Annotated in this window: 29 protein-coding genes; 6 read left to right on the forward strand and 23 right to left on the reverse strand. The window is 50.1% G+C overall.

The window, feature by feature from the left end; translation table 11 throughout:
- The first annotated feature begins 20 nt into the window (after positions 1-20).
- The 3 genes from xseB to dxs are packed head-to-tail and all read left to right on the forward strand — an operon-like array spanning position 21 to position 3,061.
- Entirely contained in the window at positions 21-269 is a 249-nt protein-coding gene (gene xseB, locus H4F65_RS08150; RefSeq protein ID WP_010282080.1) for an exodeoxyribonuclease VII small subunit, read from the forward strand.
- Positions 266-1,177 carry a (2E,6E)-farnesyl diphosphate synthase gene (gene ispA, locus H4F65_RS08155; RefSeq protein ID WP_010282077.1) on the forward strand — a complete coding sequence of 304 codons (912 nt, stop codon included), beginning with the start codon at positions 266-268 and terminating at the stop codon, positions 1,175-1,177. Before xseB ends, ispA begins: the two co-directional genes overlap by 4 nt.
- Positions 1,178-1,195: 18 nt before the next feature.
- Positions 1,196-3,061: a 1-deoxy-D-xylulose-5-phosphate synthase gene (dxs, locus tag H4F65_RS08160; protein WP_010282074.1), complete on the forward strand. Its 1,866-nt coding sequence runs from the start codon at positions 1,196-1,198 to the stop codon at positions 3,059-3,061.
- Between the two features lie 72 nt (positions 3,062-3,133).
- Here the strand turns inward: dxs and pgpA are convergent, their stop codons facing one another.
- From pgpA to nrdR, 6 genes are all read right to left on the reverse strand, one after another.
- A complete protein-coding gene (gene pgpA / locus H4F65_RS08165) occupies positions 3,134-3,670 on the reverse strand; it encodes a phosphatidylglycerophosphatase A (RefSeq protein WP_010282072.1) in 537 nt (178 codons plus the stop codon).
- Positions 3,645-4,625 (reverse strand): thiamine-phosphate kinase, encoded by a 981-nt coding sequence (thiL, locus tag H4F65_RS08170; protein WP_010282069.1) that lies wholly within the window; start codon positions 4,623-4,625, stop codon positions 3,645-3,647. Before thiL ends, pgpA begins: the two co-directional genes overlap by 26 nt.
- 68 nt (positions 4,626-4,693) lie before the next feature.
- Positions 4,694-5,113 (reverse strand): transcription antitermination factor NusB, encoded by a 420-nt coding sequence (nusB, locus tag H4F65_RS08175; protein WP_010282066.1) that lies wholly within the window; start codon positions 5,111-5,113, stop codon positions 4,694-4,696.
- 24 nt (positions 5,114-5,137) lie between these two features.
- Entirely contained in the window at positions 5,138-5,614 is a 477-nt protein-coding gene (gene ribH, locus H4F65_RS08180) for a 6,7-dimethyl-8-ribityllumazine synthase (protein WP_010282064.1), read from the reverse strand.
- A gap of 110 nt (positions 5,615-5,724) precedes the next feature.
- A complete protein-coding gene (gene ribD, locus H4F65_RS08185) occupies positions 5,725-6,861 on the reverse strand; it encodes a bifunctional diaminohydroxyphosphoribosylaminopyrimidine deaminase/5-amino-6-(5-phosphoribosylamino)uracil reductase RibD (RefSeq protein ID WP_010282060.1) in 1,137 nt (378 codons plus the stop codon).
- Between the two features lie 35 nt (positions 6,862-6,896).
- Complete coding sequence (gene nrdR, locus H4F65_RS08190; protein WP_010282042.1) at positions 6,897-7,346, reverse strand: transcriptional regulator NrdR; 450 nt, start codon at positions 7,344-7,346, stop codon at positions 6,897-6,899.
- A gap of 219 nt (positions 7,347-7,565) precedes the next feature.
- On the opposite strand from nrdR, the gene H4F65_RS08195 reads away from it, so the two are divergent.
- On the forward strand, positions 7,566-8,135 hold the full coding sequence (locus H4F65_RS08195) for a SadB/YajI family lipoprotein (protein WP_010282039.1): 570 nt from the start codon (positions 7,566-7,568) through the stop codon (positions 8,133-8,135).
- A gap of 72 nt (positions 8,136-8,207) precedes the next feature.
- On the opposite strand, the gene secF is transcribed toward H4F65_RS08195, so the two are convergent.
- The 8 genes from secF to H4F65_RS08235 all read right to left on the reverse strand — a co-directional run bounded on the left by secF (position 8,208) and on the right by H4F65_RS08235 (position 16,222).
- Positions 8,208-9,119 (reverse strand): protein translocase subunit SecF, encoded by a 912-nt coding sequence (secF, locus tag H4F65_RS08200; RefSeq protein ID WP_043901963.1) that lies wholly within the window; start codon positions 9,117-9,119, stop codon positions 8,208-8,210.
- A 72-nt stretch (positions 9,120-9,191) separates the two neighbouring features.
- Entirely contained in the window at positions 9,192-11,039 is a 1,848-nt protein-coding gene (gene secD / locus H4F65_RS08205) for a protein translocase subunit SecD (RefSeq protein WP_071822569.1), read from the reverse strand.
- A 27-nt stretch (positions 11,040-11,066) separates the two neighbouring features.
- On the reverse strand, positions 11,067-11,399 hold the full coding sequence (yajC, locus tag H4F65_RS08210; RefSeq protein ID WP_010282033.1) for a preprotein translocase subunit YajC: 333 nt from the start codon (positions 11,397-11,399) through the stop codon (positions 11,067-11,069).
- A 126-nt stretch (positions 11,400-11,525) separates the two neighbouring features.
- A complete protein-coding gene (gene tgt, locus H4F65_RS08215) occupies positions 11,526-12,671 on the reverse strand; it encodes a tRNA guanosine(34) transglycosylase Tgt (protein ID WP_010282031.1) in 1,146 nt (381 codons plus the stop codon).
- Positions 12,672-12,957: 286 nt separating this feature from the next.
- On the reverse strand, positions 12,958-14,826 hold the full coding sequence (locus tag H4F65_RS21860; RefSeq protein ID WP_052051605.1) for a phage head-binding domain-containing protein: 1,869 nt from the start codon (positions 14,824-14,826) through the stop codon (positions 12,958-12,960).
- 87 nt (positions 14,827-14,913) lie between these two features.
- Positions 14,914-15,819 (reverse strand): ORF6N domain-containing protein, encoded by a 906-nt coding sequence (locus H4F65_RS08225; protein ID WP_010282027.1) that lies wholly within the window; start codon positions 15,817-15,819, stop codon positions 14,914-14,916.
- 62 nt (positions 15,820-15,881) lie between these two features.
- Positions 15,882-16,067 (reverse strand): ClpX C4-type zinc finger protein, encoded by a 186-nt coding sequence (locus H4F65_RS22140; RefSeq protein WP_010282025.1) that lies wholly within the window; start codon positions 16,065-16,067, stop codon positions 15,882-15,884.
- Complete coding sequence (locus H4F65_RS08235; protein WP_010282023.1) at positions 16,064-16,222, reverse strand: Arc family DNA-binding protein; 159 nt, start codon at positions 16,220-16,222, stop codon at positions 16,064-16,066. Before H4F65_RS08235 ends, H4F65_RS22140 begins: the two co-directional genes overlap by 4 nt.
- A gap of 87 nt (positions 16,223-16,309) precedes the next feature.
- Here H4F65_RS08235 and H4F65_RS08240 point away from each other — a divergent pair, with 87 nt between their 5' ends.
- A complete protein-coding gene (locus H4F65_RS08240; RefSeq protein WP_010282021.1) occupies positions 16,310-16,561 on the forward strand; it encodes an Arc family DNA-binding protein in 252 nt (83 codons plus the stop codon).
- Position 16,562: 1 nt separating this feature from the next.
- Complete coding sequence (locus H4F65_RS08245) at positions 16,563-17,456, forward strand: hypothetical protein (RefSeq protein ID WP_010282016.1); 894 nt, start codon at positions 16,563-16,565, stop codon at positions 17,454-17,456.
- A 17-nt stretch (positions 17,457-17,473) separates the two neighbouring features.
- On the opposite strand, the gene H4F65_RS08250 is transcribed toward H4F65_RS08245, so the two are convergent.
- Genes H4F65_RS08250 through H4F65_RS08290 form a run of 9 tightly spaced genes read right to left on the reverse strand, consistent with a single transcriptional unit; the run spans position 17,474 to position 26,205 of the window.
- Positions 17,474-19,618 (reverse strand): hypothetical protein, encoded by a 2,145-nt coding sequence (locus tag H4F65_RS08250; protein ID WP_010282014.1) that lies wholly within the window; start codon positions 19,616-19,618, stop codon positions 17,474-17,476.
- Complete coding sequence (locus H4F65_RS08255; RefSeq protein ID WP_010282013.1) at positions 19,618-20,922, reverse strand: phage DNA ejection protein; 1,305 nt, start codon at positions 20,920-20,922, stop codon at positions 19,618-19,620. Before H4F65_RS08255 ends, H4F65_RS08250 begins: the two co-directional genes overlap by 1 nt.
- Entirely contained in the window at positions 20,922-21,587 is a 666-nt protein-coding gene (locus tag H4F65_RS08260; RefSeq protein ID WP_010282011.1) for a hypothetical protein, read from the reverse strand. Before H4F65_RS08260 ends, H4F65_RS08255 begins: the two co-directional genes overlap by 1 nt.
- Positions 21,571-21,963, reverse strand: a complete 393-nt coding sequence (locus tag H4F65_RS08265) for a hypothetical protein (protein ID WP_010282010.1) — start codon at positions 21,961-21,963, stop codon at positions 21,571-21,573. Before H4F65_RS08265 ends, H4F65_RS08260 begins: the two co-directional genes overlap by 17 nt.
- A 9-nt stretch (positions 21,964-21,972) precedes the next feature.
- On the reverse strand, positions 21,973-22,821 hold the full coding sequence (locus H4F65_RS08270; protein ID WP_010282008.1) for a coiled-coil domain-containing protein: 849 nt from the start codon (positions 22,819-22,821) through the stop codon (positions 21,973-21,975).
- Positions 22,822-24,240, reverse strand: a complete 1,419-nt coding sequence (locus tag H4F65_RS08275) for a packaged DNA stabilization protein (protein WP_010282007.1) — start codon at positions 24,238-24,240, stop codon at positions 22,822-22,824.
- Positions 24,241-24,246: 6 nt separating this feature from the next.
- A complete protein-coding gene (locus H4F65_RS08280; protein ID WP_010282006.1) occupies positions 24,247-24,708 on the reverse strand; it encodes a packaged DNA stabilization gp4 family protein in 462 nt (153 codons plus the stop codon).
- A complete protein-coding gene (locus H4F65_RS08285; protein WP_010282005.1) occupies positions 24,689-24,913 on the reverse strand; it encodes a hypothetical protein in 225 nt (74 codons plus the stop codon). Before H4F65_RS08285 ends, H4F65_RS08280 begins: the two co-directional genes overlap by 20 nt.
- A gap of 41 nt (positions 24,914-24,954) precedes the next feature.
- A complete protein-coding gene (locus H4F65_RS08290) occupies positions 24,955-26,205 on the reverse strand; it encodes a P22 phage major capsid protein family protein (protein ID WP_010282004.1) in 1,251 nt (416 codons plus the stop codon).
- Positions 26,206-26,214: the final 9 nt, after the last annotated feature.

Consider the following 26,214-nt stretch of genomic DNA (forward strand, 5'->3'; position numbering starts at 1 on the left):
ACCAGGATTCCGAAACCATTATGCCTAAGAAGACCGAGCAGCCAGTCAGCTTTGAAAGCTCACTGAACGAACTGGAAAAAATCGTTACCCGCCTCGAATCAGGCGAACTGCCGCTGGATGATGCGCTAAATGAGTTCGAGCATGGCATCCAGCTCGCTCGCCAGGGTCAGCAAAAACTGCAACAGGCGGAACAGCGCGTACAAATCCTGCTGAGTGACGATCCTGAAGCGCCGCTGTCGCCGTTTACGCCGGATAATGACTCACTATGACCGATTTCAGCACGAAACTGAATGCGCATTACCAACGCACTAACCGTATGTTGGGGCATTTCATCGCCGACCTCCCCTTTCAGAGTAGTCCACTGGTCAATGCGATGGAGTATGGCTCACTCTTAGGAGGCAAACGCCTGCGCCCGTTTCTGGTTTATACTACTGGCGAACTGTTTGGCATGCCGTTAGAGAGTCTGGATGCCCCTGCCGCGGCAGTCGAATGTATCCATGCCTATTCATTGATTCATGACGATCTGCCGGCAATGGACGACGACGATTTACGTCGTGGACAGCCGACCTGCCACATCAAATTTGGCGAAGCTAATGCCATTTTGGCCGGCGATGCATTGCAAACGCTGGCGTTCTCCATTTTGGCCGATGCACCGATGCCACAGGTCTCTGACCGCGATCGGCTGGCGATGCTCTCAGAATTGGCTCACGCCAGTGGCGTCGCAGGCATGTGCGGTGGTCAGGCTTTCGATCTGGAAGCGGAAGGTCATCAGGTCGATCTGGCCGCGTTAGAACGGATTCACCGCCACAAAACCGGTGCCTTGATTCGCGCTGCTGTCCGACTAGGCGCACTGGCCGCCGGTGAAACAGGTCGCGATGCTTTGCCCCATCTGGATCGCTACGCTAACGCGATTGGGCTCGCTTTTCAGGTTCAGGACGATATTCTCGATGTTGTTGGCGACAGCGCAACAACAGGAAAACGTCAGGGTGCAGACCAACAGCTAGGTAAAAGCACCTATCCCAGTTTACTGGGGTTAGATAACGCACGAAAAAAAGCACAGGAGCTCTATCAGGAATCACTGGCATCGCTTGACGACCTCGTCGCATCCAGCTCAATTCCTCTGAATATTGCCCCATTACAAGCGCTGGCGAATTTCATCGTTGAACGCGATAAGTAATTACCTAATGAGTCTCTAATGAGTTTTGATACCGCGAAGTACCCTACATTGGCGTTAGTGGAAACACCGGATGAACTTCGGTTGTTGCCGAAAGAGAGCTTGCCAAAGCTGTGCGATGAGCTGCGCCAATATCTGCTGGACAGCGTCAGCCGTTCAAGCGGCCATTTTGCTTCAGGGTTAGGGACGGTTGAATTAACGGTTGCACTGCATTACGTCTATAACACCCCTTTCGATCATCTGGTGTGGGATGTCGGCCATCAGGCTTATCCGCACAAGATCATTACCGGCCGTCGCGATCGTATTTCAACGATCCGCCAAAAAGGCGGCTTGCACCCTTTTCCATGGCGTGATGAAAGCGACTATGACGTATTAAGCGTCGGGCATTCATCCACATCAATCAGTGCCGGACTGGGCATGGCCGTTGCGGCCGAGCGTGAAGGCAAAGGCCGCCGTACCGTTTGTGTGATTGGCGACGGCGCAATTACCGCAGGCATGGCCTTTGAGGCGATGAACCACGCGGGCGACATCAAATCCGATCTGCTGGTTGTGCTGAACGACAATGAAATGTCGATTTCAGAAAACGTCGGCGCACTGAACAACCATCTGGCGCAGCTGCTATCCGGCAAGCTCTACGCCAGCCTGCGCGAAGGCGGTAAAAAGGTCTTATCCGGCCTGCCGCCTATCAAAGAGCTGGTGAAACGCACCGAAGAACACCTTAAAGGCATGGTCGTGCCGGGCACGCTATTTGAAGAGCTGGGTTTTAACTATATCGGCCCAGTTGACGGCCACGACGTTCAGGCGCTGGCGCATACGCTGAAAAATATGCGCAGCCTGAAAGGCCCGCAGCTCCTGCACATCATGACGAAGAAAGGCAAAGGTTACGCTCCTGCCGAGCAGGATCCGATCAGCTGGCACGCGGTGCCAAAATTCGATCCGGCCAGCGGTACCTTGCCGAAAAGCAAAGAAGGTGCCCAACCCACCTATTCCAAAATCTTCGGTCAATGGTTGCAGGAAACAGCCGCCAAAGACAGTAAGCTCATGGCGATCACGCCCGCAATGCGCGAAGGTTCGGGCATGGTGCAATTCTCCCGCGACTATCCACAGCAATATTTTGACGTCGCGATTGCCGAACAGCATGCCGTCACGTTTGCTGCTGGTCTGGCTGTCGGTGGTTATCACCCGGTTGTCGCCATTTACTCCACTTTCCTGCAACGTGCCTACGATCAGGTCATCCACGATGTGGCGATCCAGAATCTACCCGTTCTGTTTGCTATCGATCGCGGCGGTATTGTTGGTGCGGATGGACAAACGCATCAGGGCGCGTTCGATCTCTCTTTCTTACGCTGTATCCCGAACATGATCATCATGACGCCCAGCGATGAAAATGAGTGTCGCCAGATGCTGCACACGGGCTATCACTACCAGAAAGGCCCTACGGCGGTGCGCTATCCGCGCGGAAACGGTACGGGTACTGAACTGACGCCACTATCAGAACTGCCAATCGGTAAAGGCGTGGTGCGCCGTCAGGGCGAAACGATCGCAATCCTGAATTTCGGGACGCTCTTGCCAGAAGCCCAGATTGCGGCAGAGAAGTTAAACGCTACCCTCGTCGACATGCGTTTTGTAAAGCCACTCGATGAAGCGTTACTTGAAGAGCTGGCGCAGTCCCACAGCACGTTTGTGACACTGGAAGAGAATGCGGTCATGGGCGGTGCAGGGAGCGGCGTGAATGAATTCCTGATGGCGAAACGCCTTGCCGTTCCGGTGCTGAACATTGGGCTACCGGACGTCTTTATCCCGCAAGGTTCTCAGGAAGAAATCCGTGTCGATCTGGGTCTGGATGCCGCAGGCATCGAGCGCAGAATCACGCAGTGGATGGAATAAGCCGCTAACGATAACCGGGGCACATATATGGCCCCGGTTCAATAATATCAGTCGTTCAATCACACAATAGCGTCAGAATATCGGCCAGTGATAGCCGATAAAGTAGATAATTCCCGCAGAGATCACCCCCGCGACAATATCATCGATCATGATCCCCATGCCGCCATGCACGTTGCGATCGAACCAGCGAATCGGCCAGGGTTTCCAGATATCCAGGCAGCGGAAAACGACAAACCCAGCTGCCACCCACTGCCATTCATCCACCGGAATCGCCATCAGGGTAATCCACATACCGACAAATTCGTCCCAGACGATGCTACCGTGATCGTGAACGCCCATATCTTTCGCGGTCTGATGGCACAGGTAAACACCGATACAAATGCTCAGCATGACCATCAGCGAATACAATTCAAGCGGCAGGAACGACATGAGGTACCACAGTGGAATCGCCGCCAGCGATCCTACCGTACCCGGCATCCAGGGAGACAGACCGCTGCCAAACCCGGTTGCCAGCAGGTGCCACGGGTTACTCAGCCGTAAGCGGCGTTTTGCCACTTCAGCACCTTTCGCCTTGTTCGCAGAATCAGTTTTGCTCGCTAAAATGGTCATACCCCTTCCAGTTCAGCTCGGTTGCTTTATTATCCCTGAAAAAGCGTAGCCCTTCAGAGGAAGGCCCGATTTGCCCGATGCAGGTGTAGTCAGCGCCGAGATGTCCCAAGGCCAGTTCCAGCGCACCGCGGTTAATTTCCGGCACGGTGAAGCACAGTTCATAGTCTTCGCCGCCAGATAGCGCCCAACGCAACGCCTGTTCTCCATCGACGCAGCCCCGTAGCCAATCAGATTGTGGGATCGCGTCCAGATTAATACGCGCGCCGCACTCGCTGGCTTTAAGTATATGCTGTAGATCGGAGATGAGGCCGTCGGAAAGATCGATGGCTGAGCTGGCCAGATCGCGCAGCGCCTGACCTTGCAGGATTCTCGGCTGAGGACGAAGGTGACGTTGGATTAATCCCTGACGTGCCTTTTCATCATCAACGTGCAGCGTATTCTGTAGGATAGCCAGACCAGCCGCACTGTCGCCTAATGAGCCCGTAACATAAATCCAGTCACCAATTCTGGCTCCGCGACGCGTCAGCGCCCGACCTGCCGGCACCAGGCCGTGGATAGTCAGCGTCAGGCTCAGCGGGCCGCGCGTCGTATCCCCTCCCACCAACTGCATGCCATAATAGTCAAGCAGTTCAAACAGGCTGTCGCTGTACGCGGATAGCCACTGGCTATTGCTTTTAGGTAGGGTAATGGCCAGAGAAAGCCAGGCAGGATCGGCGCCCATTGCAGCCAGATCGCTTAAATTGACCGCCAGAGATTTGTAACCCAAATCGGCGGGATCGATATCAGGCAGGAAATGAACGCCAGACACCAGCGTGTCGGTACTTACCGCCAGCATCTGCTTATCTGCCACCGTCAGTAACGCACAGTCATCACCAATGCCTAACTCAACATCGCGACGTGAACTTCGGACCCGATTAAAATAGCGGGCAATAAGGTCAAACTCACCTTCAACCATAACCTTTCCAGCCAGCCTATCATTCAAAAGCGATCAGGGCCGGATATCCGGCCCTGATTCGATTCATTTTACTTCTTGCCTTTCCGTACACTCGGAGCAGCTTTGTCTAGCACGCCATTCACAAACTTATGGCTATCTTCAGCACCGAAGATTTTAGCCAGTTCGATGGCCTCGTTAATCGCCACCTTGTAAGGAACGTCTTCGCGCTTGCTCAGCTCAAACATCGCCAAACGCAGAATCGCTTTTTCAACCTGTCCCAATTCCTCAATTTGACGAGACAGGAAAGGTGCCATCAGTTGATCAAGCTTCTCAGCCTGAGTGGCAACACCCGCCAGCAATTCACGGAAATAGGTAATGTCGACATCTTTGACATCCTGCTCGCTCAGGAATTGGTGTTCAACATCGGCAATATCATTTTTAGATAACTGCCAGGAGTAAAGCGCTTGAACCGCACATTCACGAGCGCGGCGACGAGCAGCAGGTTTCACGGAATTCCCCTTACTTAATCAGGCTTACTTAATCGCTTTCAATACATTAATCATTTCTAGCGCGGTCAAAGCAGCTTCAGCACCTTTGTTCCCCGCTTTCGTACCGGCACGCTCAATCGCCTGCTCAATGCTTTCCGTCGTCAGAACGCCGAAAGCAACAGGGATTTCACTGTCCATCGCAACAGAGGACAGGCCTGAGCTACATTCGCCAGCAACAAATTCAAAATGCGCTGTTCCACCACGGATGACCGTTCCCAGAGCAATCACGGCATCATATCCGCCATTTTTCGCGCTTTTGGTCAGGGCACGAACCGTCAATGGCAGTTCATAAGCACCCGGCACCCAGACAACGGTGATGTTTTCGTCTTTAACCTGACCGATGCGTTTCAATGCATCAATCGCACCGTCCAGCAGGCTGTCGTTAATAAAATGGTTAAAACGCGCAATCGCAATCGCCACACGGGCATCAGGAGTAGCAACAACACCTTCGATAACGTTCATAGCTTTCCTTGTATCTGGTCTTTATGGCCCGCAGGGGGGCGGATTCTATCATAATTTTTGTTGGCACGTATCCGGTTTTGTCGGACCTGCGCCACGTATTTACATACACATCAGAATTTAGGTTTCAGGCGCAATCGCAAATCTGGGCCAACCTGGCGCACGTCTGCGATATCAAACTCCGGTGCCTGAGACAGCTGATCCAGTCCGGGCAAGAGGCACAGCGAACGGGCATTTTCACCTAACAGCTTGGGGGCAAGATAAACGATAAGTTCATCAACAACGCCAGCATTAAGCAGCGCACCGGCCAGACTGGCCCCGGCTTCGACCCAGACGGAGTTAATCTGCCGTCTCCCCAGTACCATCATCAACGCCACCAGATCAACACCGCCATTGTGCTGTGGTAGCATCACTTGTTCAACGCCCTGCGGCCACGCTTGTTCATCCGCCTGCACGCGCGCCAGCCAGGTCTCACCCGGTTGGCTAACAATCCGATGCTGTGGTGTGACGCGCTGCTGGCTGTCCACAATCACCCGCACGGGCTGCCTGAGATCCGCTTCTGAATAGCGTTTCTGAATATCGGCCCCCAGCTCTGACCAGCGTACAGTGAGAGAAGGATCGTCAGCTAACACCGTCGCACTGCTGCTTAGAATCGCAGCGCTCTCCGCACGAAAGCGCTGCACATCCTGCCGTGCCTGCGGTGAGGTGATCCACTGGCTTTCCCCCGACGCCATCGCAGTACGCCCATCCAAAGACGCCGCCATTTTGAGCTGCACGTAAGGAAAGCCCGTCCGCATGCGTTTCAGAAAGCCGACATTCACCTTCTCTGCTTCAGCCATCATCAAACCATGACTGACGGCAATCCCCGCTTGCTGTAAGCGATGCAAACCACGACCCGCCACCTGTGGATTCGGATCCTGCATCGCAGCAACCACGCGGGAAACGCCAGCCGTAATCAACGCATCGGCGCAAGGTGGCGTTCGCCCATGGTGACTACACGGCTCTAACGTGACGTAGGCCGTCGCACCACGTGCACGCTCCCCCGCCATTCTCAGCGCATGCACCTCAGCGTGTGGCTCACCAGCACGAAAATGATAGCCTTCACCGACAATTTCGCCATCACGAACAATCACGCAGCCAACATTAGGATTGGGTGCTGTGGTGAAACAGCCACGGCGCGCCAGCTCTAGCGCGCGCGCCATGTATAATTCATCCTGCGGCAAGTGGCCGTTTTCCTGAAAAGCGCTCATTCCCGAACCTCTTATTTCTATTGCGTCGACGCAACTTAATCCTGCAAACGCGCAATTTCTTCGCCAAATTCGCGGATATCTTCAAAGCTGCGATACACCGATGCAAAGCGGATATAAGCCACTTTATCCAGCTTTCTCAGCGCTTCCATCACCAGGTTGCCCACCATCTTGGTGGTCACCTCGCGTTCTCCGGTCGCACGAAGATGAGATTTAATGTGATTAAGTGCCATTTCGACGTCATCAGAACTGACCGGCCTTTTTTCCAGCGCCTTCAGCATGCCGCTACGCAATTTATCCTCATTAAAAGGCTCGCGTACTTCATTGCTTTTGATGACTCGCGGCATCACCAGTTCAGCCACTTCAAACGTGGTGAAGCGTTCATGACAAACCAGACACTGCCGCCGACGACGTACTTGCGAACCTTCGCCGACCAGACGGGAATCAATGACTTTGGTATCAACAGCGGAACAAAATGGGCAATGCATGATGTGTCCTGACCAGTAATCCTTAAACGTAGCGACAGTTTACCCTGAATTAACGGACTAACCAAAACTCCTGATCCACGTTGCGAAGGGTTTCGCATCTCTTCCGGTAATAGGATGAAAAAAGCTGTCTCACCTATGACTTAGGCTTAATCACAGCTAAACTCAGCAACAGGGATCAACGGATCAATGAATAAAAACATCGAAAGGGGAACCACAGACATGAGAACCCGATATCGCGTACTGAGCTTCCTGCCAGCGCTAATTTTGCTCGCAGGGTGCGCTGAACAGCGCCAGATGCCAAAATTGCAAAATCAGATAGGCCAGCTCAATCAGCAATTACAAACGCTGACCGATCAGGCCACGGCATTAGAGCGACAAAATGCGTTGAATTCCCAGTCCACCTCCGGCGTTTATTTACTGCCAGCAGCACAAACCAGCACTGTGCTGGAAAGCAGTATTGGCAGACTCAACGTGTCGTTACGCAATATCGAGACGGAAGCGAACGGAACAAGCGCGTTGTTGCACATTCGCACGCTTGATGCGAAGGGGCTACCGGCCTTTGGCGCACAGCTTGACTGGGGACGACTCGACCCGGTGAGCGGGAAGCCTTTGGCTGGCGACACGCAAACACAGTCGTTTGTCGTCTCCCCTACTCTGTTACCAAAAGCCGAAGCGATTATTGAATTGCGCCTGAGCGGCCTGTCGCCGGAAGAACTCGGCTTTGTTCGTTTACATCAGGTTCAGGAAATACAGAGTCCGCCACCGGTTGCCGCCACCGAGTCCCCCTAGTAAACACATTTCCCAACGCTAAGATGCAAAAAACCCCGCAATGCGGGGTTTTTTATGTTTACAGTCAGCAGATTAAGGCAGGATAGACGGTTGGTCCGCCCCTTCTTTTTCCACTTTCTGAACGATCAAGTGTTCGCGCTTCATACCCAGTTTCAACGCCAGAGCAGAAGAAACGTAGATAGAAGAGATCGTACCGATGATCACACCGATAAACATCGTCAACGAGAAGCCATGCAACAAGGCTCCACCGAAGACCATGAGGATCACAATCATCGCCAGCGTGGTCGCCGATGTGATGATGGTACGATGCAACGTCTGTGTCAGAGAGATGTTGGTAATCTCGTAAGGTGTGCCACGACGAACCTTGCGGAAGTTCTCACGAATACGGTCAGATACCACGATCTTATCGTTAAGTGAATAACCAATTACCGACATCAACGACGCAATGATCGTTAGGTCAATCTCAATAGAGAACAGAGACAGCAGACCCATCGTGATGATCGCATCGTGCGCCAAAGCCAGCACGGCACTCATCGCCAGACGCCATTCAAAACGAAAACCGATATAAATAAGGATAGCAATCAACGCAGACAGCAGCGCCAATGCGCCCGCCTGTGCCAAATCACTCCCCACGCTCGGCCCGACAAACTCAATACGTTTCACCGTCGCATGCTGCTGGAAGGTATCGTTCACCACCTTCAGCACTTTGTTACCGAGCGCTTCGTTCTCGCTGCCAGACACGGGTGGCATGCGTACCATCACGTCACGGCTGCTACCGAAGTTCTGCACCTGCGGCTCTGAAAACCCAGAGGTCTCTAATGAACTACGCAGGACATCGAGATCGATCGGTTTCTCAAGGTTAATCTCAATGACCGTACCACCGGTAAAATCGAGTCCCCAGTTGAAACCACGTACACCCATAATCGCGATAGAAGCGATGATCAGCAGACCGGAAATGGCAAATGCCAATGTGTCCCAGCGCATGAAATCATGGACTTTACGCCCATGATTGAGTTGTTCAATGTTGTATTCCTGTTCCTGTGCCACAACGCACTCCTAGATAGACAGCTTGTTGATACGTTTACCGCCGTAAAGCAGGTTAACGATGGCACGAGTACCGACGATCGCCGTAAACATTGAGGTCGCAATCCCAATCGCAGTCGTGATAGCAAACCCTTTGATAGAACCGGTACCAACCGCATACAGGATGATGACTTTAATCAACGTCGTGACGTTCGCATCAACAATCGAACTGAATGCACCTTTGTAGCCCTCATGAATGGCCTGTTGCACGGAGCGACCATTACTGAGTTCTTCTTTGATACGTTCGTTAATGAGTACGTTAGCATCGACTGCAACCGCCAACGTAAGCACGATACCCGCGATACCCGGCATGGTCAGCGTCGCCCCTGGCAGCAGCGACATCACGCCGACAATCAACACCAGGTTAGCAACCAGTGCACTGGTCGCGATGACACCAAACTTCTTGTAGAAGAAGACCATAAAGAGGATCGATGCGATCAAGCCCCACAAACAGGCTTCCAGCCCCTGAGTGATGTTTTGCATCCCCAGCGTTGGCCCAATGGTGCGTTCTTCAACGATCTGGATCGGTGCAATCAGCGCACCCGCACGCAACAGCAGAGAAAGCTGACGCGCTTCGTTCGGGTTATCAATGCCGGTAATACGGAAGCTATTACCCAGTCGCGACTGAATCGTCGCTACGTTGATCACTTCTTCGTGTTTTTCCAATATCGAGCGGCCAGTTGCATCTTTCTTGCCGCTGTCTTTGTATTCCACAAAGAGCGTCGCCATCAGCTTACCGATACTGTCTTTGGTGAAGTTGGACATGGTGTTGCCACCCGCGCTGTCCAGAGAAATATTCACCTGAGGCTGGTTGTATTCATCCGTACTCGATGTCGAATCGGTAATATGGTCGCCCGTCAAAATCACACGCTTGAACAACACCACAGGTGAGCCATCACGCATGTTCTTCACTTCAGAGTCGCCCGGCACACGGCCATTAGCCGCTGCGGTTGCATCAGCATTACTGTTGACCAGACGGAATTCCAGCGTAGCGGTTGCACCAAGAATTTCTTTCGCGCGCGCCGTGTCCTGAATACCCGGCAACTCAACGACGATGCGGTCGGCACCCTGACGCTGTACCAGAGGCTCAGCAACACCCAGTTGGTTCACACGGTTACGCAGGATATTGATGTTCTGCTGTACGGCGTATTCACGTGCTTCACGCAGACGTTCGTCAGACATCACTGCGCGTAACAGGTTGCTGCCGCTGCTGCTGAGAACCAGATTACGGTGACGAGTCGTCAGATAGTTGATGCCCTCATCACGCGTTTGAGCATCACGGAAACGAATTTCGACACCGTAATTATCAATTTTACGCACGGAGGCATAAGGAATGTTCTTCTCACGCAGATCGCTGCGCAAAGAGTCCATGGTTTGTTCTTGTAGTTTACCCAGCGCCGTATCCATATCCACTTCCATCAGGAAGTGAACGCCGCCGCGCAGGTCAAGCCCCAATTTCATCGGTTCAGCGCCCAACAACCGCAGCCAGGTTGGCGTAGCAGGTGCCAGGTTAAGTGCAACGACGAACTTTTCGCCCAGCTCATTAACGAGCGCTTCACGCGCACGGAGCTGAACATCAGGGTTAGAGAAGCGAGCCAGAATTGCACCGTTTTCCAATGCAATCGACTTACTGGTAATGTTCTGTTCTTTTAAAACATTCTGGACTTGGATCAGCGTCGTTTCGCTGGCGGCGGTTCCCCGCGCGCCAGTAACTTGTACCGCCGGATCCTCACCATATAGGTTAGGAAGTGCGTAGAGCAGGCCGACAAACAACACCACGACCAGCATCAGGTACTTCCACAAAGGATAACGATTTAACACGGCAGTTCCCTTCGGGAAAATCGGAAATTACAGGGCCTTAATCGTGCCCTTCGGCAGCACGGCAGCCACGAAATCACGTTTGATAACCACTTCATTGGTCTCGTTCAACGCAATCGCAATATAGCCAGTTTCGGACACTTTGGTTACGCGACCAACCAGGCCACCAGTCGTTAAGACTTCATCGCCCTTGCCGATAGAATCCATTAACTTTTTGTGTTCCTTGGCGCGTTTTTGCTGAGGACGCAGGATCATAAAGTAGAAAATAAGACCAAAAACGGCCAGCATAATAACCAGAGAGTACGGGCTTCCCTGAGCCGGAGCGCCGGTTGCAGCTACAGCATCGGAGATGAAAAGACTCATTTAAATATCCTCTTTTTTGTCAAAAGATAAGCTATCAAAAAGATAAGTTATCAACCTTATAATCGTAAAAACGCTTCACAACAAAATACAATTCATAACAAAATACAATGCATAGCAAACGGACTATCAGCTGCTTGCGGCGACGTCTTTTTCCGCAAGCGGCGGAACCGGTTTGCCTATGCGTTGGTAAAAATCCACCACAAAGTGCTCTAATTTACCCTCTTCAATGGCCTGGCGTAAACCTGCCATTAAACGCTGATAATAACGCAAGTTATGAATGGTATTGAGTCGTGCTCCGAGTATTTCGTTGCAACGGTCAAGATGATGCAAGTAGGCGCGGCTATAATTGCGACACGTGTAGCAATCACAGTGTTCATCCAGCGAGCTGACATCATCTTTATGCTTCGCATTACGGATTTTCACTACGCCATCAGTCACGAAGAGATGCCCGTTACGTGCGTTGCGCGTTGGCATCACACAGTCAAACATATCGACACCGCGGCGGACACCTTCGACTAAGTCTTCCGGCTTGCCAACGCCCATCAGGTAGCGCGGTTTATCTTCTGGAATCTGCGGGCAAACGTGCTCCAGAATACGGTGCATATCTTCTTTCGGCTCACCTACAGCCAAACCGCCCACAGCGTACCCATCAAAGCCAATGTCTACCAGACCTTTTACGGATACATCACGTAAATCTTCGTAAACACTTCCCTGAATAATACCGAACAGCGCATTTTTATTCTCCAGCTCATCAAAACGCTGACGGCTGCGTTTTGCCCAGCGCAGCGACATCTCCATAGAGCGCTTGGCGTAATCCCAATCGGCAGGGTACGGCGTACACTCATCAAAGATCATGACGATGTCGGAACCGAGATCGTGCTGAATCTCCATCGATTTTTCCGGGCTAAGGAAAATCGAGTCCCCGTTGATCGGGTTACGGAAATGCACGCCCTGTTCGGTAATCTTGCGAATATCGCCGAGGCTAAATACCTGAAAACCGCCGGAGTCCGTCAGAATCGGGCCGTGCCAGTTCATGAAGTCGTGCAGATCGCCATGCAGTTTCATGATTTCCTGACCGGGACGCAGCCACAAATGGAACGTATTGCCGAGCAGAATCTGTGCGCCGGTCTCTTTCACTTCTTCCGGCGTCATGCCTTTCACCGTGCCGTACGTCCCCACGGGCATAAAAGCCGGGGTTTCCACTACGCCACGTTCAAAAATCAATCTACCGCGTCGCGCACGGCCGTCCGTTGTTTGTAATTCGTACTTCACTTAGCCTCCGGCATCAGAAAAACAGTCTGATGGATGGTAAAAAGACGCGCATTCTACCAACCAACAAACCCGCACCACAAGCCAGCCATCTTCCCGAATTAATTCCCCCCTATGCGATTTTTTGTAGATTTGTGCCAATTTTATGACACAAATCCGGCACAGAGCATTACCGCAAGACGAACCATACCAGCAAGCTGATGTGAGTTGTTTTGCGCTAATTTTTTGCCCCATATATGCCCATGCCATTTTAAAACGCAAAAATACGGGAACATAAAAATTATCGATATCAGATTTCCCGGTATACAACACCCAGCCGCAATAAATTCAAATACTCAGCGGATGTCGCCATCGAATCAACAGCAATACTGATGGCGCGAACTCGATATTGTTGGTCGAATGAGAATACTGCATCCCCCCCACCGGTAATGGTTGATGTCTGAGGAATTTTAACACCAGAGTTTATTTGTGGATTTATGTACAGTGAAATAACTGATGTATTTGACGGTCCGTTTTCATCAACAAATGATGCAATTATCTTCTCAATAACTACATATCTACCGAATTCGACTGGTACCATCATTCCTGTTTTTAGTCGTGGGCATTTATTATTTACAGACCAATTTCCTGATGTTGAGCCGTCTAACCACACTACGCTTTCTGGATTTGATGGTATTTTATAATCCATAAATATACTACTATCTGCAACCCCTCCAGTCATCAACTCTCTAAACATCCCCATAGTTCTTGAATTATTCGATCTACTCAAGGAATTCATCAATAGAGAATAAATTTCATCATCGTTCTCTATATAGCGGTGACTAGCGGCATCCCTTCCACCATAAAACATAAAAACACCAAATTTATCGAATCTCTCAGATATGTAGTTATTTACATCAACCATCTGAGTTCGGTTGAAAACCGGAACTTCTTCTGGGTAATAATATGCAGTGAGCAACGGGATTACTCTCCCCCTCCTAAATCCGTTTTCTTCTGCCAGCGCCCAAGTCGTAGCAGCGTAAACTGTTAAGCCATCTACATCAACATAATGTGAATAATTGCTAGTAAAAACAAAGTCAAAGTCTTTATGAACTGGAATTACGTTAAAATTTGCTTCCGAGTTTGTGGATACGTAAAGAGGCTTGTCAGATAGGCCTTTAGCCACAGATATAATCGTAGATTGTCTAGAAATCGGGTAGTTATCAAGGGTTGGTTCATCAAGAAGATAAAGCCCGATTACTGCGTTGTGATCTAGCAAACTTGAAAAAAAACCGAAATCACTTGGTATATTATTACTATATTCCCCATTAGACACAGGCTGAAAAACAACACCGAAGCCATATATTTCGCATAGATTCAAGAAGTTCTCGAACGCCTTTAACCCATATGGAGACCACGAGTAAAGAACTATATTTGAAACACCAATGCTTGATAGTTTTATAAAAAATGAAGGGTCTAGTTTTTCCGCGTACCATAACTCAGTAAATGAAAATCGGCCATTATTTAAATATGTTCTCTTTGGTTCATTTATCTTGAACTCCTTACCATTTGAATCATAAATCAAATATCCGTCTCCCGATGCTGAACTTGACTGCGTCACTACTCCGGTTGATTTGTAATTTATTACTCCATACTTATATTTTATTGTTATATCATTTGAATCAATTGATGCCAAAAAGACATCATCAATACTATTGAATGAAGTATTCGTTATAACTGATATGTCTTTTTTTATTCCATCTATCTCTTGCTGAACTGTATTCCCACTTGATGTTTTTATCAAACTTGCCCCGGTGTTTACAGACAAATCCGCACGCAACTGATCCGGGTCATACTTCAGCACGTTCGGGAAATAGAATTGCTGCACGTTGTAGGCGTCGTAAATCGCCATCGAGTGTCCTTGCGCGGTCACGAACTTGGCAATCTGCCCGTTGTACACCGGATAGCCAGCGGAGTTAATCAAGATAGGCTGAGCAACAGGAACGTGGCTACCGTCCTCGTTTTCGATGTAAACCTGAATCTGGTTTTCAGGAATAGTCGGATCGGAATCAATTTCTCCAATGTAAATCTTGCCGTTGGCATTGGCCTTGAACGAGCGAGCCAGGGTGAAGAGTTGGGATGGCATGCTGACAACAACGTTTGGTGTGATATCCGCCATTATTTTCTCCGGGCGTGAGTAGTCCCCACAGAGCGTGTCTGCGGTAATAAAAAACCCGCCGAAGCGGGTTAGGTTTGGTGTTTAGGCTTATTCGCCTATTTGAGGGTGTATGTCATGCTCATGTCGCATACGATAAAGAACGCGCCAGTTGTCCTGTCTTGTTGGCCCTGAATCGATGTGCTCGGTAGCGCCTAACAGTATTCTTCTGGCAGCATTGATTGTTCTCGGTGATTCCAAAGGCATAGAGCAATACGCCCCAGCAAGTCTATGTTCGGCGGCACGAAGCATCGGGTAAACCTGCCTCATGTAGTCACACATGTAGTCGGCGTAACTCCACAGCCAGCACAGAACCTGAATTTCTTCATCGGTGAAGCTGCTTTTCGCTGCCCTCTTCTCTTTGCCGATAAACTCCCCTTCCAGTCCGTCCAGATAGGCCACTGCTTCTTTTATCTGCGCTGGCTGCAACTGGTGGATGTGTTCAACGTCGAAGCGCTCATGCACCAACTTCCAGATATCAGGGTAAATTTTTCCGATGCCGGTAGTGATTAAGCGCTCGGCTGTCTGGCGCAGCGGGATAAGCTGTGTTGCGGTTGATTGGCGAACCTTGCGAACCTGCTCCACTTCACCACGCTGGCTAAAGTAGAAATCCTCCAGCTTCTCGAATACGTCCCATGCGCGATCTGTTTCAAGCATCTTGGCATGGCGGGCGGCTCCACGTTCTGTCCAGAGAGTTAACTTAGGTGCACGCTTATCGACTTGGTTACCGAAAGTAACCGAGTTCTTTAAATCCTTTAATACTGAACCACTTATCACAAAGTAATGCTTACCTTCTGCAAATCTTGAGGAGTTGCAGGAGTAATTTTTCTTGATGTTGTTTTTGGTGCAGCCGTAGAAACTTGCGATCTGCTCAGTGGTAACAACAGGAACGCCAGAATGAACGATTACGGGCATACCTTGTTTGATAGCTGCATCGGTAGTTGCTATAATTGACATGTCAATAATTCCTTCCCAGATTTGTTGATACCGAAGCCTTGACTGTTAGCGCAGTTGGGGCTTCACTCTTTTGGGGTGATATCGATTGTTGAATTTAATTCGTGCAGCTTGTTACCCATCTCCTGAACACATAAACCAATGCATAAGTTACAGATCGATGCATCGCGCTCCTTTCCCACCACAAGCATTGCTGACTCATTTTGGCTTTTGCCGCAAAACGAGCAATGCCTAACACCATCCTTAATCATACCGTCACCCCTTCTCGCTTAAGGCTTTCCATCACTCTGCGGTAAATCTCAGTGTTTGCCGAACGCCCATTTTCCTCTGCTACCTTGCGTATCAAATCCAAATCCTTCTGAGGCCATCGCAGGTTAAATTGCGGTAATTTTCTTGCGCCTTGCATGCTACCTCCATTAAAAGGAACCACGGTGGTTCAATTGAGAATGTACTATCACCGTTATAGACTGTCAATAAAAAATACGGTGATAAAATGTCCAGAGAAGATCCGCAGTTTAAACTAAGGCTTCCTCCTGACTTAAAAGCAAAAGTGACTCAGCGTGCTAAGATGAACGGACGTTCTCTCAATGCTGAATTGGTGCAAATTGTGCAGGATGCAGTAGCCAAGCCATCCCCCGTGTCAGGCTACCGTGATGAAGCAGAGAGACTGGCAGATCAACAGGCCGAGCAGTTCAAGGCTGTTGTGTTTGAGACGCTTAAAACTATGTACGGGAAGGATAAATAGGATGTTTTTTGGTGATACTGTTCTAGTTGAAGATAACGGCGGACTTAGCACGCCTGAAAACGCAGGGAAAGACAGAAAACACCCTGATTATGAGTACTCTATGGTTACTGTATCCATGGAGTCAAATTCTGTAAACGCAGTAACCCACTGCGGAATTTCTGACTACAACATTCCAGATGAGCCATTAGAAAAAGGAGATTATAAATATCACAAATCTCTTTTTGATAAATCATTCTCTTACTCAAGAGTCATAATGGCAGATATAGAACCATCCTCTATTTCAGATAGAATTTACTGTTTATCAAAGGCAGGCAATGAGCTTAATGCTATTTCTCCATCTTCCATAAGTTTATATATTCGTGAGATTAATAATAATGATTCTCAAGATATTTATGGTGGAAGATTCCACTTTGATGATGAAAAAATCGAAAGAGAGTATTCAATAGAAACTGGTAATAATTCCTTATCCATATCAATACCTCTCAATCACCAGTCATTCTCAAAGATATTCGATTCAATAAAAAGTGGTGATAAATCAATTGGTTTAACAATTTCATTCCCAGCTTACGCTTTCTGGATAGATAAGATGGCGGGGATATGGGCACCATCCTCATACATCATTGACTCAGATGATGATAAAAGAAATTTCGTTATGATTTCTAAAATATCATCCTCTTTATTGGGAGCAAGCAAAAAGGAAGAAGAGGAAGATGAGTCGATGGATTATGAAATTGATGATAAAGAGCCAAGTGTTACAGCAAATGAAATAAACGAATCAATTAATTCACTTATAGCACAAAACAGAGAAAGCCGAGTGATTATGAAGACCATATCAACAGGCGTTTCAATAATTACCGCTTGTGCCATAGCAATAGCCGTTAAAATTATCTTCTAGCCATCCTTGGCTATGAATTACTCATAATTACCGTTAATCCCGCTTATCGTGGCAACTATTCCTGCTCTGGATAGGCGGTTAAACTCTTCACTGCCCACCGAATCTCTGATAGCTTTTACGGCGATCTTGTTAGCGAGGAATCGCCTTTCTGCTGCAGCGACGGCATGTTGTGATGCTCCAGACCTAACGGCGCGAGTGGCTTCTTGTATGGCTTTCTCAATGGCATATCGACCACTGCGGCTATTGGATATCTTGGCTACAGTGCCTTTTATTGTCGCGCCAGCGACAGCGCCAGCAGCCGCACCAACAACGCCGCCACCTGCGCCACCAACGACTGCACCAGAAGTTGAGTTACCAATCGCGTTAAGCACGGTTTCCGTTATTTTGGGGAGTCCGGTATTTAATGTATCAAGGACATCAGACGTTCTACCCGTTCTCTCTACGTATTGCTGAGGCTTAATCGCAGCCCTTGCCAATGAACCATAGGCATCTGAAATCCTTCCTAGTTCCTTTGAGTATCTTCCAATTGCTGCGGAGTTCTGTGGGGTGAGGATTGTAGCTATATGCTGAATACCTGCCACATCAGCCTTACCACCTCTGACCCCATGAGATAGAGCATCTTGAAGGATTGAGGCTACAGCAGTAACTCTTTCAGCTTCTGGAAGCGCGGAGATCATGGAGTGAAAGCCTCCTGGCCCATTTAGTCCCTTTGCTGATGATGATTGCAGAGCTTTGACACCATTTGTGATCAGTGCATCGGTTGCCAATTCTCGACCGAAAACAGATTCCGCGCTGGATTGTGCTGCAAATCTTGCCTTTGATAAATCATTGGCAGCAGACCAACTTTCTAAGAAACCGCCATTTTCAGCCATTACCCGCATATCATCAGTAATAGCTGACCTCATCTCCCCCGCTCGCCTTGCAGCGTTTGCCTCTCCGGTTCTGATATACTTTTGCTCAGCATCAGCAAATTTCGCACGCCATGCCTTCATCCCGTCGAAAGTAACACCTGAGCGGTTATTTGCCGCCTCAAGTTGTTTCATCTCAGGGGTAAGCGGTACGCCTGCTGACTTTTCACCCTGTACAACCGCATTAGCATTGCTTAGTCTCATCTTTTGCTGTGGCATCGTGGATCTAACCTCATCCCATGCTGCACGCTCAGCAGATTTCATTTCATCAAGATTTGATAGTACACGGCTTCGTATTGCGGCACTTTTTTCAGAGGCATTCCCTGCAGCTGCTCCGAATTCGTCCAAATTTCGGTTTAGCTTTGATGCTATCTCGTTAAAAGCCAGAAAATGAGCGTCTTGCGTTATCCCGGGCGTTGATGCCAGCGCCCCTTCTGCATGTGCTATACCACGACTTCCAGACCTCATTCCCGGTGTTAGGGTATTAATGTCTACACCAGCCGTCGCAGCGGCTCTAGCTACGTCATCGCTAACACTGGCTGCTTGATTTGCAATAACGTCTCGACCAGAGGTGGAGCGAGCCAACTGAGAGACATCATTAGCGGTATTGATTGTTCCTATTGCTGGAGGGGCAGCATCGCCACCTCTGATAAGTTGGCGAGCACCACGATACAAGGCAGGAGCGCCCATCAATGCAGTGTTGATCGCCATTTCCTTTGTGGCGTTCTCTGCAAAATCACCCGGCTGATTGCCAGCGTTTGCTACTGATCCAATCATCGCTCCTTTCACAGCGCCAGCGCCCGGAACAAGGTACGTACCGATAGCTTCACCTGCTTGCGCCCACGGATCGGTTGGTCTTTCTACTGGACGGTAAACGGGGTCGAGAACGTTACCCAGACCAACCGCACTAGTGCCAGCATTAATGAGGTTTGCGCCACCTTGCAGGATATCGAATGGAACGTTTGCCACTCCACGCGCAGCCTGTTCCGCATTTTGTGCCGCTGTTGGGGTTGGCGCTGATTGTGCCCACTGAGTTACTCCACCGTTATCCTGCTGCTGAGTGGTATTTTCTTGCTGTGACAACGCAGACGGATAAGCTGAATAGAATTGGTCTCGAACAGCGGCCCACTCATCTCGCCCTACTTTAGGGGCAACAACCTCGTCAAAATATTGCGCCTGTGCCTCGGTCTGTTGCTGTGGTGATAAAGACTGGTACTGAGGTGACGCAATAACATCCTTCCAATCCTTTGCCATTACCCACCCCACAAATTGGAATAGCCGCCCTGTTGTTCAGCATTTTGAGGAAGAGATTGCGCTGATGGCTGGTTCTGTTGATTGTGCGTGTCAATTTCAGATCGATAGCGATCAACAGTAGGTCGCTGCTTGTTCAAGTACGTCTCCTGTCTACGCAAAACCTGTTCCCAATTGTTAATCGCAGCCCTTGCCGCTTTTGGCGACATACTTTGATTAATAGAAAGGAATGCTTTTGCTGCCGCCTGACCTTCTGAATCAGACACCGGACCTGTCCCCTTCATGCCAATTACACCCATTAGCCTTGCCTGACCCTGCATCTGCTGGATTTTTTGCCATGCATCAGCAGACTCAGTGCCGGGAACCATCGAATTAACCGACCCGCCAAAGCCAAATATTCTATCAAATACTTCCGGCTTAATACGCGGGTCTGGTTGGCCCTGCTGCGGATTTCCTCCACTCCCCTTGACCTGATTAACCGTGTCAAGCATGTTGCTAACCTGATTCATCTGGGAGTCATAAGCGCCAACCATCTCTGTTTTTGCTTGAACAGATTTTTCACGATTCGACGCCATTTCTTGGCGCAGCCTATCTTGCTGTAATTGATTGGACTCTCGCGCGATCTGGCGATCGAATTTTTTATCCTCAAGCTCTAACTTTCGGATATTCGCGTTTTGCTGAGCTATCCCTATATTGGCCCATTGAGCAGCCTCACCAGCCCTATTGCTACGTACCTGCTCTGCCAGTCGCGCAGATTCATTCTGGCGTTGTGCCATATCGTTTTTCACTGCGAAACGGTCTTTAGCTCCTAACAGGCCAAACTGAACCTGTTGCAGTACCCCATCTAATTGATTCGGGTCATCCATGAAAAGTTTCATTAATTCCTGAGCGCTGGAACCCACCTTCTCTACGGTTGGGTTATGTTTCACCAAAGCACGGGCCATTGCTTCCGGCCCCAACTTTAACGCCGTAGATATATCATTCACGGCAGAGTTCAGAGCAGATACATCCTGTTCATTCTTAAAGCCCAACTGGTCTTGAATGGCTTTTCGTTGAGTAGGATATTTCAGCGCCAGAGCCTGCAACTTAGCCGGATCGTTAATCGCCTCCGGGAGCGCTTGTCTTAGTTGCGCTTCCTCGCTGATTTGTCGCTGCATCTGCTGGTTCTGCATCTGCGCCCCGATCACTTGTTGCTGACCTAATCGATTCTGCGTCTCCTGCAATGCCTCAGCGCGAAAGTCTGGGATCATCGTTTCATAATAATCAATCGGAGCACCGAGCCCCGAAATGCCGCCGAATTGTGCCATCAGAACGACCCTCCGCCCATCATCCCGCCTATCATGCTGGTAAACTGGTTAACATCCTGAGCGGCTCCATTAGCCATGCTGCTATTTGCGCTGGCGGCAACCTGCCACGGTAATGCTGCCCTGCCAGCTTTAATCTGTCCCAATTGCTGCTGTAGGGTAGCCATCGTATTACCTTGCCCAACAGCGAAGTTGCCCAATGCGTTAGCAGATTGAGCGCCCATGTTGGTTAGTCCCATCAGTTGCCCGTACATGGTTTGCTGCTGGTCGTTCATGTCAGCGAGATAGTTCTGACCTAGCATGGGCGCAATGGATGAGAGCATGTTACCGGTTGCAGTAGAACCAAGTCCTCCGGTTGCTTCCGCTGCATTCAGACCGCTATATCTAGCCTGATCATTCAGCATCTTATATTCATTAGAATTGAAATATTCTGAAAGAAGATTATTTCTGTCTATTGGTTGACCTGCGATGCCTTGCAAGCCTTTCAATGCAGATTGTCCAGCCTCTTCATATGGAGACATCCAACTTACAGCACTGTTATAACCCGCTTGTGATGCTGCAATAGCTCGGTCTTGGGCTTTGTTCTGCTCCTTTGCCGCTTTTCTTGCACCAATACCGCCGATTACCCCACTCACTGCGCCGCCGATACCGCTAATCGCTCCGCCCATGATATTCTCCCGGCTCGCGCCACATAATAAAAAAAGGAGCCGAAGCTCCCGATTTGGTGATTAGGTTTTCTGTCGTTCGTCGCCCGAAACCCATACGTGAGGCGTAATTGCATACGTGGGGACGATCAGGAAGGATGATTGCGCGTAAACTGTGATGACCGACGACACCCAAAATCGCCGCACCAGCTTTGCGACAATCCCGCCAGCGCTTGCTATCCATCGCCATGTGAATGTCCACAAATCCGTCTTGCGGTACAAGGGCAAACACACAGCAATCATCCCATACTGCATACTCCGCGCCGGGGTCTTCCCAATCATCCACACCCCACAGACGCATCAATCCCCGCCCGGTGAGAGCATCAACTTTTGTTAGCATGTGGAAACCTTAGTTAATCAGTCCGTGCTCCCGTAATGCGTCTTCAAGCGCTTTAACACGCTGGCGCGTAGACGTGAGAGCATCAGCTATGCCCTGAATCTGTAGAATGTTGAACAATGGTCCGATACTGAATGTTTGATTCGCGTTGAATGCGGAACGGTTTGGCGTCCCTGTTGATTGCGTCCATCCGGTTTGTTGTGGTCCGACTACCTGAACACCATTAATTTTGTAGACGCCGGAAATATTGACATTCCCTTCTACCTGCAATTTATCTGCCGTTGGTGATACGACATCGCCGACAAGCAATGATCCACCTTCACCCTGCACCATTTGGTTTGCTGTTGCAGATTTTGATACATAGTCAGCCTGTAGCTCGTCAATATCAGATTCAGCCGCGTTAACTCGACCATCAAGAGCGGTTATATCAGCCTGAACATCCACCACTTCATCAAGCAAAAAGTTGACATCACTTTGCAAAGTGACGATTTGGCCTTCTGCTGTTGTGACGCGAACAGTTAGCAATGAAATAGCGTTGGTGTTTGCAGTGATTCGGCCTTCGTGGTCAACGAGTGTCGCCTCTGCCTCGGTGATGCGCACCTCATGGTCGGATAACGTTTCCTCGACAGCATCTAACCTCTGTTCATGGTCTGCCAGTATCACATCCTGCTCGTCATTCCTGACCTGAGCATCGTATGCTCCGCTACCCGCTTGGTTGGCTTTACCAGCCACGCTACCGAAGTCACTACCCTGTTGGATTACATAAAGTTGGTACGGAAGAGAGAAGATATTAGGAAGCAGAGTTGCGTCAATACGCTGTGCCTGTACGACGACAGGCACATTAAGAGAGGGATCAGCCATTTATTCCACCCTGATTTGACAGCCTGAGAGGGTTACGGGTGATTTAGTGATTACACGTACCTTGAAGCCAACGTTCTTTCTAACACGACCAACACGCCGCCATAACACGCGCTTGTCATAGATAAACGGTGCGTTTTGCTCAATCATCTGCTCACGTCCGTAGTTTACCCCGTCCGTTGTCGCAGACAGGAAGAGACGATCGGCTATCTGAGCAACGCCAGTCGATGCCTCAAGCTCAAAATCAAAGCACCTCGCGTTATCTGCCTTGAACATTGGCGTGTAGAGCAAGTGTTCTTGCTGCTTCCCATACTGTGCCGACGATGCGAAGTTAAGTTTCCCGGTCACCGCTTCGTTTTTGTCACCACAAGAAATAACGTTGTTCTCGTAGACAAAATCAATACCACGGTAAACATCATCAAACATGCCAGTTTTAAGAATGCACCACTGCGGCCCGTTCTCACTCGATGCCGTCTCGAAGCACAACACATGCCGCGGGAGGTGGATAATCAGCAATTCGTGAGCATCAAAGCGCAGCGTTTCCATTACTCCGGTCGCAAGTTCGGCGGCGGTGTATTCGCGCAAAACCTTCTCCACCGAAGCAGTAGCGATGGGCTGAGCCTGCCCTGAGTTGATAACGTAAATGGATGGTGCGCCCGTTGCCTGATTACTTATGAATGCGTATGAGTCGGCGAACTTGGTTTTGCAGTGAGTGCCAGCGATACCCTTTTGCACCATCAGTGATGGCTGAGCCACGTAGAGCGCCGCACCTGTCGTTGTTGCTCCAGTCAGCGAGAAATACTCGATAGTCGATGTTCCGAATGCCACAATGAAATCACGCCAGTTCCCCATGCCAATAATGCCATCAGGCTGTGATTCCGCACGGTACTCTGCGCTGTTGCGGTCAGGATGTGATTCATCTTCAAGGTCAGAGATAAACCAAGAATCCGTACCATCCTTAGACCATGCATAACGACCTCGTAGGCGAGTGACATCACGCACAGAGCCTAAATCATACTGTGTGTATGTGCTCGACACGGGCCAGTTAGCCATCGTTTTAACGGTGCCATCGTAGCGATACAGTACCAGTTGACCGCCTACAGCAACCGCCTGTGATGCGCGCCCGTAGGCCAGACTCACGCGACCTGAGCCAGACACCGCACCCACTACCGATTGACCGCGATACAGACTACCCCCACACACGCGATAGACGGCATTCTGAGCGGTGTTGAACTGAGCACCACGCGATGCACCTGCAACGTCACCGCGCTTGTCTATGCCGGGGAATGAGCGGAGATATCCCGATGAATTGAGCATCTGCTTAGGTGTCGCCAGCATATTGACCGGAAGCAGATCAACATAGTCGGCATCGCGGAAGTTTTTACCGTTACCCTTCATTAACGGAAGCTGTTGGATTGGCATGATTACCTACTTATTAGGCGTGTCTTTCTCGATGTAGAATCGGCCCCACGTAAACGCGGATCGGTTTCCCTCACCTACTGGCATGTCGTTACGTCGCTGCAATGCGGGGATTGTGGTTAGGGCGATGCAGATTGATTGATATGCGGTATCGGCGGCGGTCAGTAGTGCGTCTGATGGCGGGATTACGTTATCCATGCAGATTTGAACTGCCAATTTCAGCGATACGCCGTCATATGCCCATGCCGGAATGCCTGAGTCGTCATCTGGTAGCGGGAATTCACCGTTTTCCACATCAGCGAACAGATAGCCAAGGTCAATACCCACCGCCTGCCACTGAGACATCATGTCTTCAAGGTCTTGAATTGAATCCTCAACGGCTTGTGGTTCAGCATCCGTTAGCGTGGCGTTTGAGTACAGCCCGGCCTTACGCAACGCCTTGAGGACTAAATCACCCTTTGTTCGCGCCATCTTGTGCCACCTTTGGTTTAGGTCCCGGCTTCTTGCGCTGTGCTGGCTCTGGCTCTGGCTCTGGCGATTCAGTTTCGGCAGGATTCTTTACCCAGCCAAGAGTTAATTTATCCTCAATTTCTTCTTCGCTAACGATGATGTAATCCAGCGAGAACGGACCGCATTTGATGGTAGTCCCGCGCTTATAAAGCATGATTTCTGGCATTGCGCTCTCCAAAAAAAAGAAAGGGGCCGAAGCCCTAACTGTTACTGCTTACCAAACACGATCCCGACATACTCAGGAACCAGCACAGAGCAACCGTACAGCGTGGTGAAACGCGCCGTAGTGGTGCCTTTGATGTGGTCGAACGCATACGACATGATGAGCGTTGCGCCCTGCTCAGTCGTTGCGGTCATGACCTGCGGCCCCTGTCCGGTAGGGAATGCCAACTTGCCGTACATCAACTCAACGGAGCCATCAGCCCAGAAGATGTTGGTTGGCGCTGAATTGGTGTTAAGCAGCGTGATTGCCGCACCGTTTGCCGCATTCGCGTTAACGTTCGCGTATGGACGGCTCGCTACGTCTGCATTGTTCGGTGGCAAAATCTGCGGGGTAATAGTTGCCGTGACACCGCTAACAGCCAGCACGCGGAATACCTGCGGCTGATCCGTGTCATCTTTAGTAATGTTGTGAACGGAATTAACGCCTGCGATAGTGAACGCATCACCCACCTGCAAGCCAGCAGCAGACAGAGTGATTACACCCTGACGGTTATCGACGGGCATATCGTTAGCGTCTTTAGCCGTCACTTTGTGCGCAGGAGCAGCACCCAGAGTTAACGCTGTTGCGGTGCCGTTTGGTACGCGGCCTGAGATATCCGTTTTATAGCTGTCAAACGATGCCACTGCGGGGATCTGCGCTTTCTCATACGCTGACAGGGTTACGCCCTGAACGTAGGCACGACCGCCCAACTCACTGGCAATGTCTTTGTAGTCGAATGCGTTCCAGAAACTGCGGCGGTTGATACCCTGCGGTACACCGATAGCCGTCATCGTCGCATCAATCTGCGCGGCGGCATCCCACAGGTCTTTCCCTTTGTTAGCAGACGCTGCGGCGACGGTAGCAACGTTTGTTGCGCGCAGTGAGGCGGTGGCAATCAGGTCAGAGTCAACCTGTGCCGCCAGTCGTTGGCCAGCAGCACGACCCGCCTCCGTTTTGTGCTCAGGGTCGCGCATTTCACGCGCATCCAGCGTATACAAGATGTTTTTTGGTTCTTTGAACACGGATGGGACGAGACGTTGAACCAGATCCGTAGGCGTTTTGCCAGTCAGGTCTAAGCCTTCCTCGATGTTCATGTGGTAGTGCTGCGGACGGTACAGCACATCACCAGCACGTTGCATCGCAGTGTCGCCGGGACGGAATTTCTTAGCGTTGCGGGATACGACGCAGGATGCTTCGAATGATTCCACGTACTCTTCAAACAGGATTTCTAGGTCTTTTGCTAATTGGTTAGCCATTTATATTGC

The sequence above is a fragment of the Pectobacterium brasiliense genome, assembly GCF_016950255.1.
GTDB classification, from domain to species: Bacteria; Pseudomonadota; Gammaproteobacteria; order Enterobacterales; family Enterobacteriaceae; genus Pectobacterium; species Pectobacterium brasiliense.

Bases quoted from the DNA above. Each gene is read 5' to 3' on its own strand.
- xseB (WP_010282080.1), top strand. From the start codon at position 21: ATGCCTAAGAAGACCGAGCAGCCAGTCAGCTTTGAAAGCTCACTGAAC.
- H4F65_RS08280 (WP_010282006.1), bottom strand. From the start codon at position 24,708: ATGGCGCGAACAAAGGGTGATTTAGTCCTCAAGGCGTTGCGTAAGGCC.
- H4F65_RS21860 (WP_052051605.1), bottom strand. From the start codon at position 14,826: ATGGCGGATATCACACCAAACGTTGTTGTCAGCATGCCATCCCAACTC.
- secF (WP_043901963.1), bottom strand. From the start codon at position 9,119: ATGCGCTGGGACACATTGGCATTTGCCATTTCCGGTCTGCTGATCATC.
- dxs (WP_010282074.1), top strand. From the start codon at position 1,196: ATGAGTTTTGATACCGCGAAGTACCCTACATTGGCGTTAGTGGAAACA.
- nrdR (WP_010282042.1), bottom strand. From the start codon at position 7,346: ATGCATTGCCCATTTTGTTCCGCTGTTGATACCAAAGTCATTGATTCC.
- thiL (WP_010282069.1), bottom strand. From the start codon at position 4,625: ATGGTTGAAGGTGAGTTTGACCTTATTGCCCGCTATTTTAATCGGGTC.
- H4F65_RS08250 (WP_010282014.1), bottom strand. From the start codon at position 19,618: ATGGCAAAGGATTGGAAGGATGTTATTGCGTCACCTCAGTACCAGTCT.
- H4F65_RS08235 (WP_010282023.1), bottom strand. From the start codon at position 16,222: ATGCAAGGCGCAAGAAAATTACCGCAATTTAACCTGCGATGGCCTCAG.
- H4F65_RS08270 (WP_010282008.1), bottom strand. From the start codon at position 22,821: ATGGCTGATCCCTCTCTTAATGTGCCTGTCGTCGTACAGGCACAGCGT.
- H4F65_RS08275 (WP_010282007.1), bottom strand. From the start codon at position 24,240: ATGCCAATCCAACAGCTTCCGTTAATGAAGGGTAACGGTAAAAACTTC.
- H4F65_RS08255 (WP_010282013.1), bottom strand. From the start codon at position 20,922: ATGGCACAATTCGGCGGCATTTCGGGGCTCGGTGCTCCGATTGATTAT.
- H4F65_RS08260 (WP_010282011.1), bottom strand. From the start codon at position 21,587: ATGGGCGGAGCGATTAGCGGTATCGGCGGCGCAGTGAGTGGGGTAATC.
- H4F65_RS08265 (WP_010282010.1), bottom strand. From the start codon at position 21,963: ATGCTAACAAAAGTTGATGCTCTCACCGGGCGGGGATTGATGCGTCTG.
- pgpA (WP_010282072.1), bottom strand. From the start codon at position 3,670: ATGACCATTTTAGCGAGCAAAACTGATTCTGCGAACAAGGCGAAAGGT.
- H4F65_RS08285 (WP_010282005.1), bottom strand. From the start codon at position 24,913: ATGCCAGAAATCATGCTTTATAAGCGCGGGACTACCATCAAATGCGGT.
- H4F65_RS08245 (WP_010282016.1), top strand. From the start codon at position 16,563: ATGTTTTTTGGTGATACTGTTCTAGTTGAAGATAACGGCGGACTTAGC.
- ribH (WP_010282064.1), bottom strand. From the start codon at position 5,614: ATGAACGTTATCGAAGGTGTTGTTGCTACTCCTGATGCCCGTGTGGCG.
- ribD (WP_010282060.1), bottom strand. From the start codon at position 6,861: ATGAGCGCTTTTCAGGAAAACGGCCACTTGCCGCAGGATGAATTATAC.
- H4F65_RS08195 (WP_010282039.1), top strand. From the start codon at position 7,566: ATGAGAACCCGATATCGCGTACTGAGCTTCCTGCCAGCGCTAATTTTG.
- H4F65_RS08290 (WP_010282004.1), bottom strand. From the start codon at position 26,205: ATGGCTAACCAATTAGCAAAAGACCTAGAAATCCTGTTTGAAGAGTAC.
- H4F65_RS08225 (WP_010282027.1), bottom strand. From the start codon at position 15,819: ATGTCAATTATAGCAACTACCGATGCAGCTATCAAACAAGGTATGCCC.
- ispA (WP_010282077.1), top strand. From the start codon at position 266: ATGACCGATTTCAGCACGAAACTGAATGCGCATTACCAACGCACTAAC.
- yajC (WP_010282033.1), bottom strand. From the start codon at position 11,399: ATGAGTCTTTTCATCTCCGATGCTGTAGCTGCAACCGGCGCTCCGGCT.
- H4F65_RS08240 (WP_010282021.1), top strand. From the start codon at position 16,310: ATGTCCAGAGAAGATCCGCAGTTTAAACTAAGGCTTCCTCCTGACTTA.
- H4F65_RS22140 (WP_010282025.1), bottom strand. From the start codon at position 16,067: ATGATTAAGGATGGTGTTAGGCATTGCTCGTTTTGCGGCAAAAGCCAA.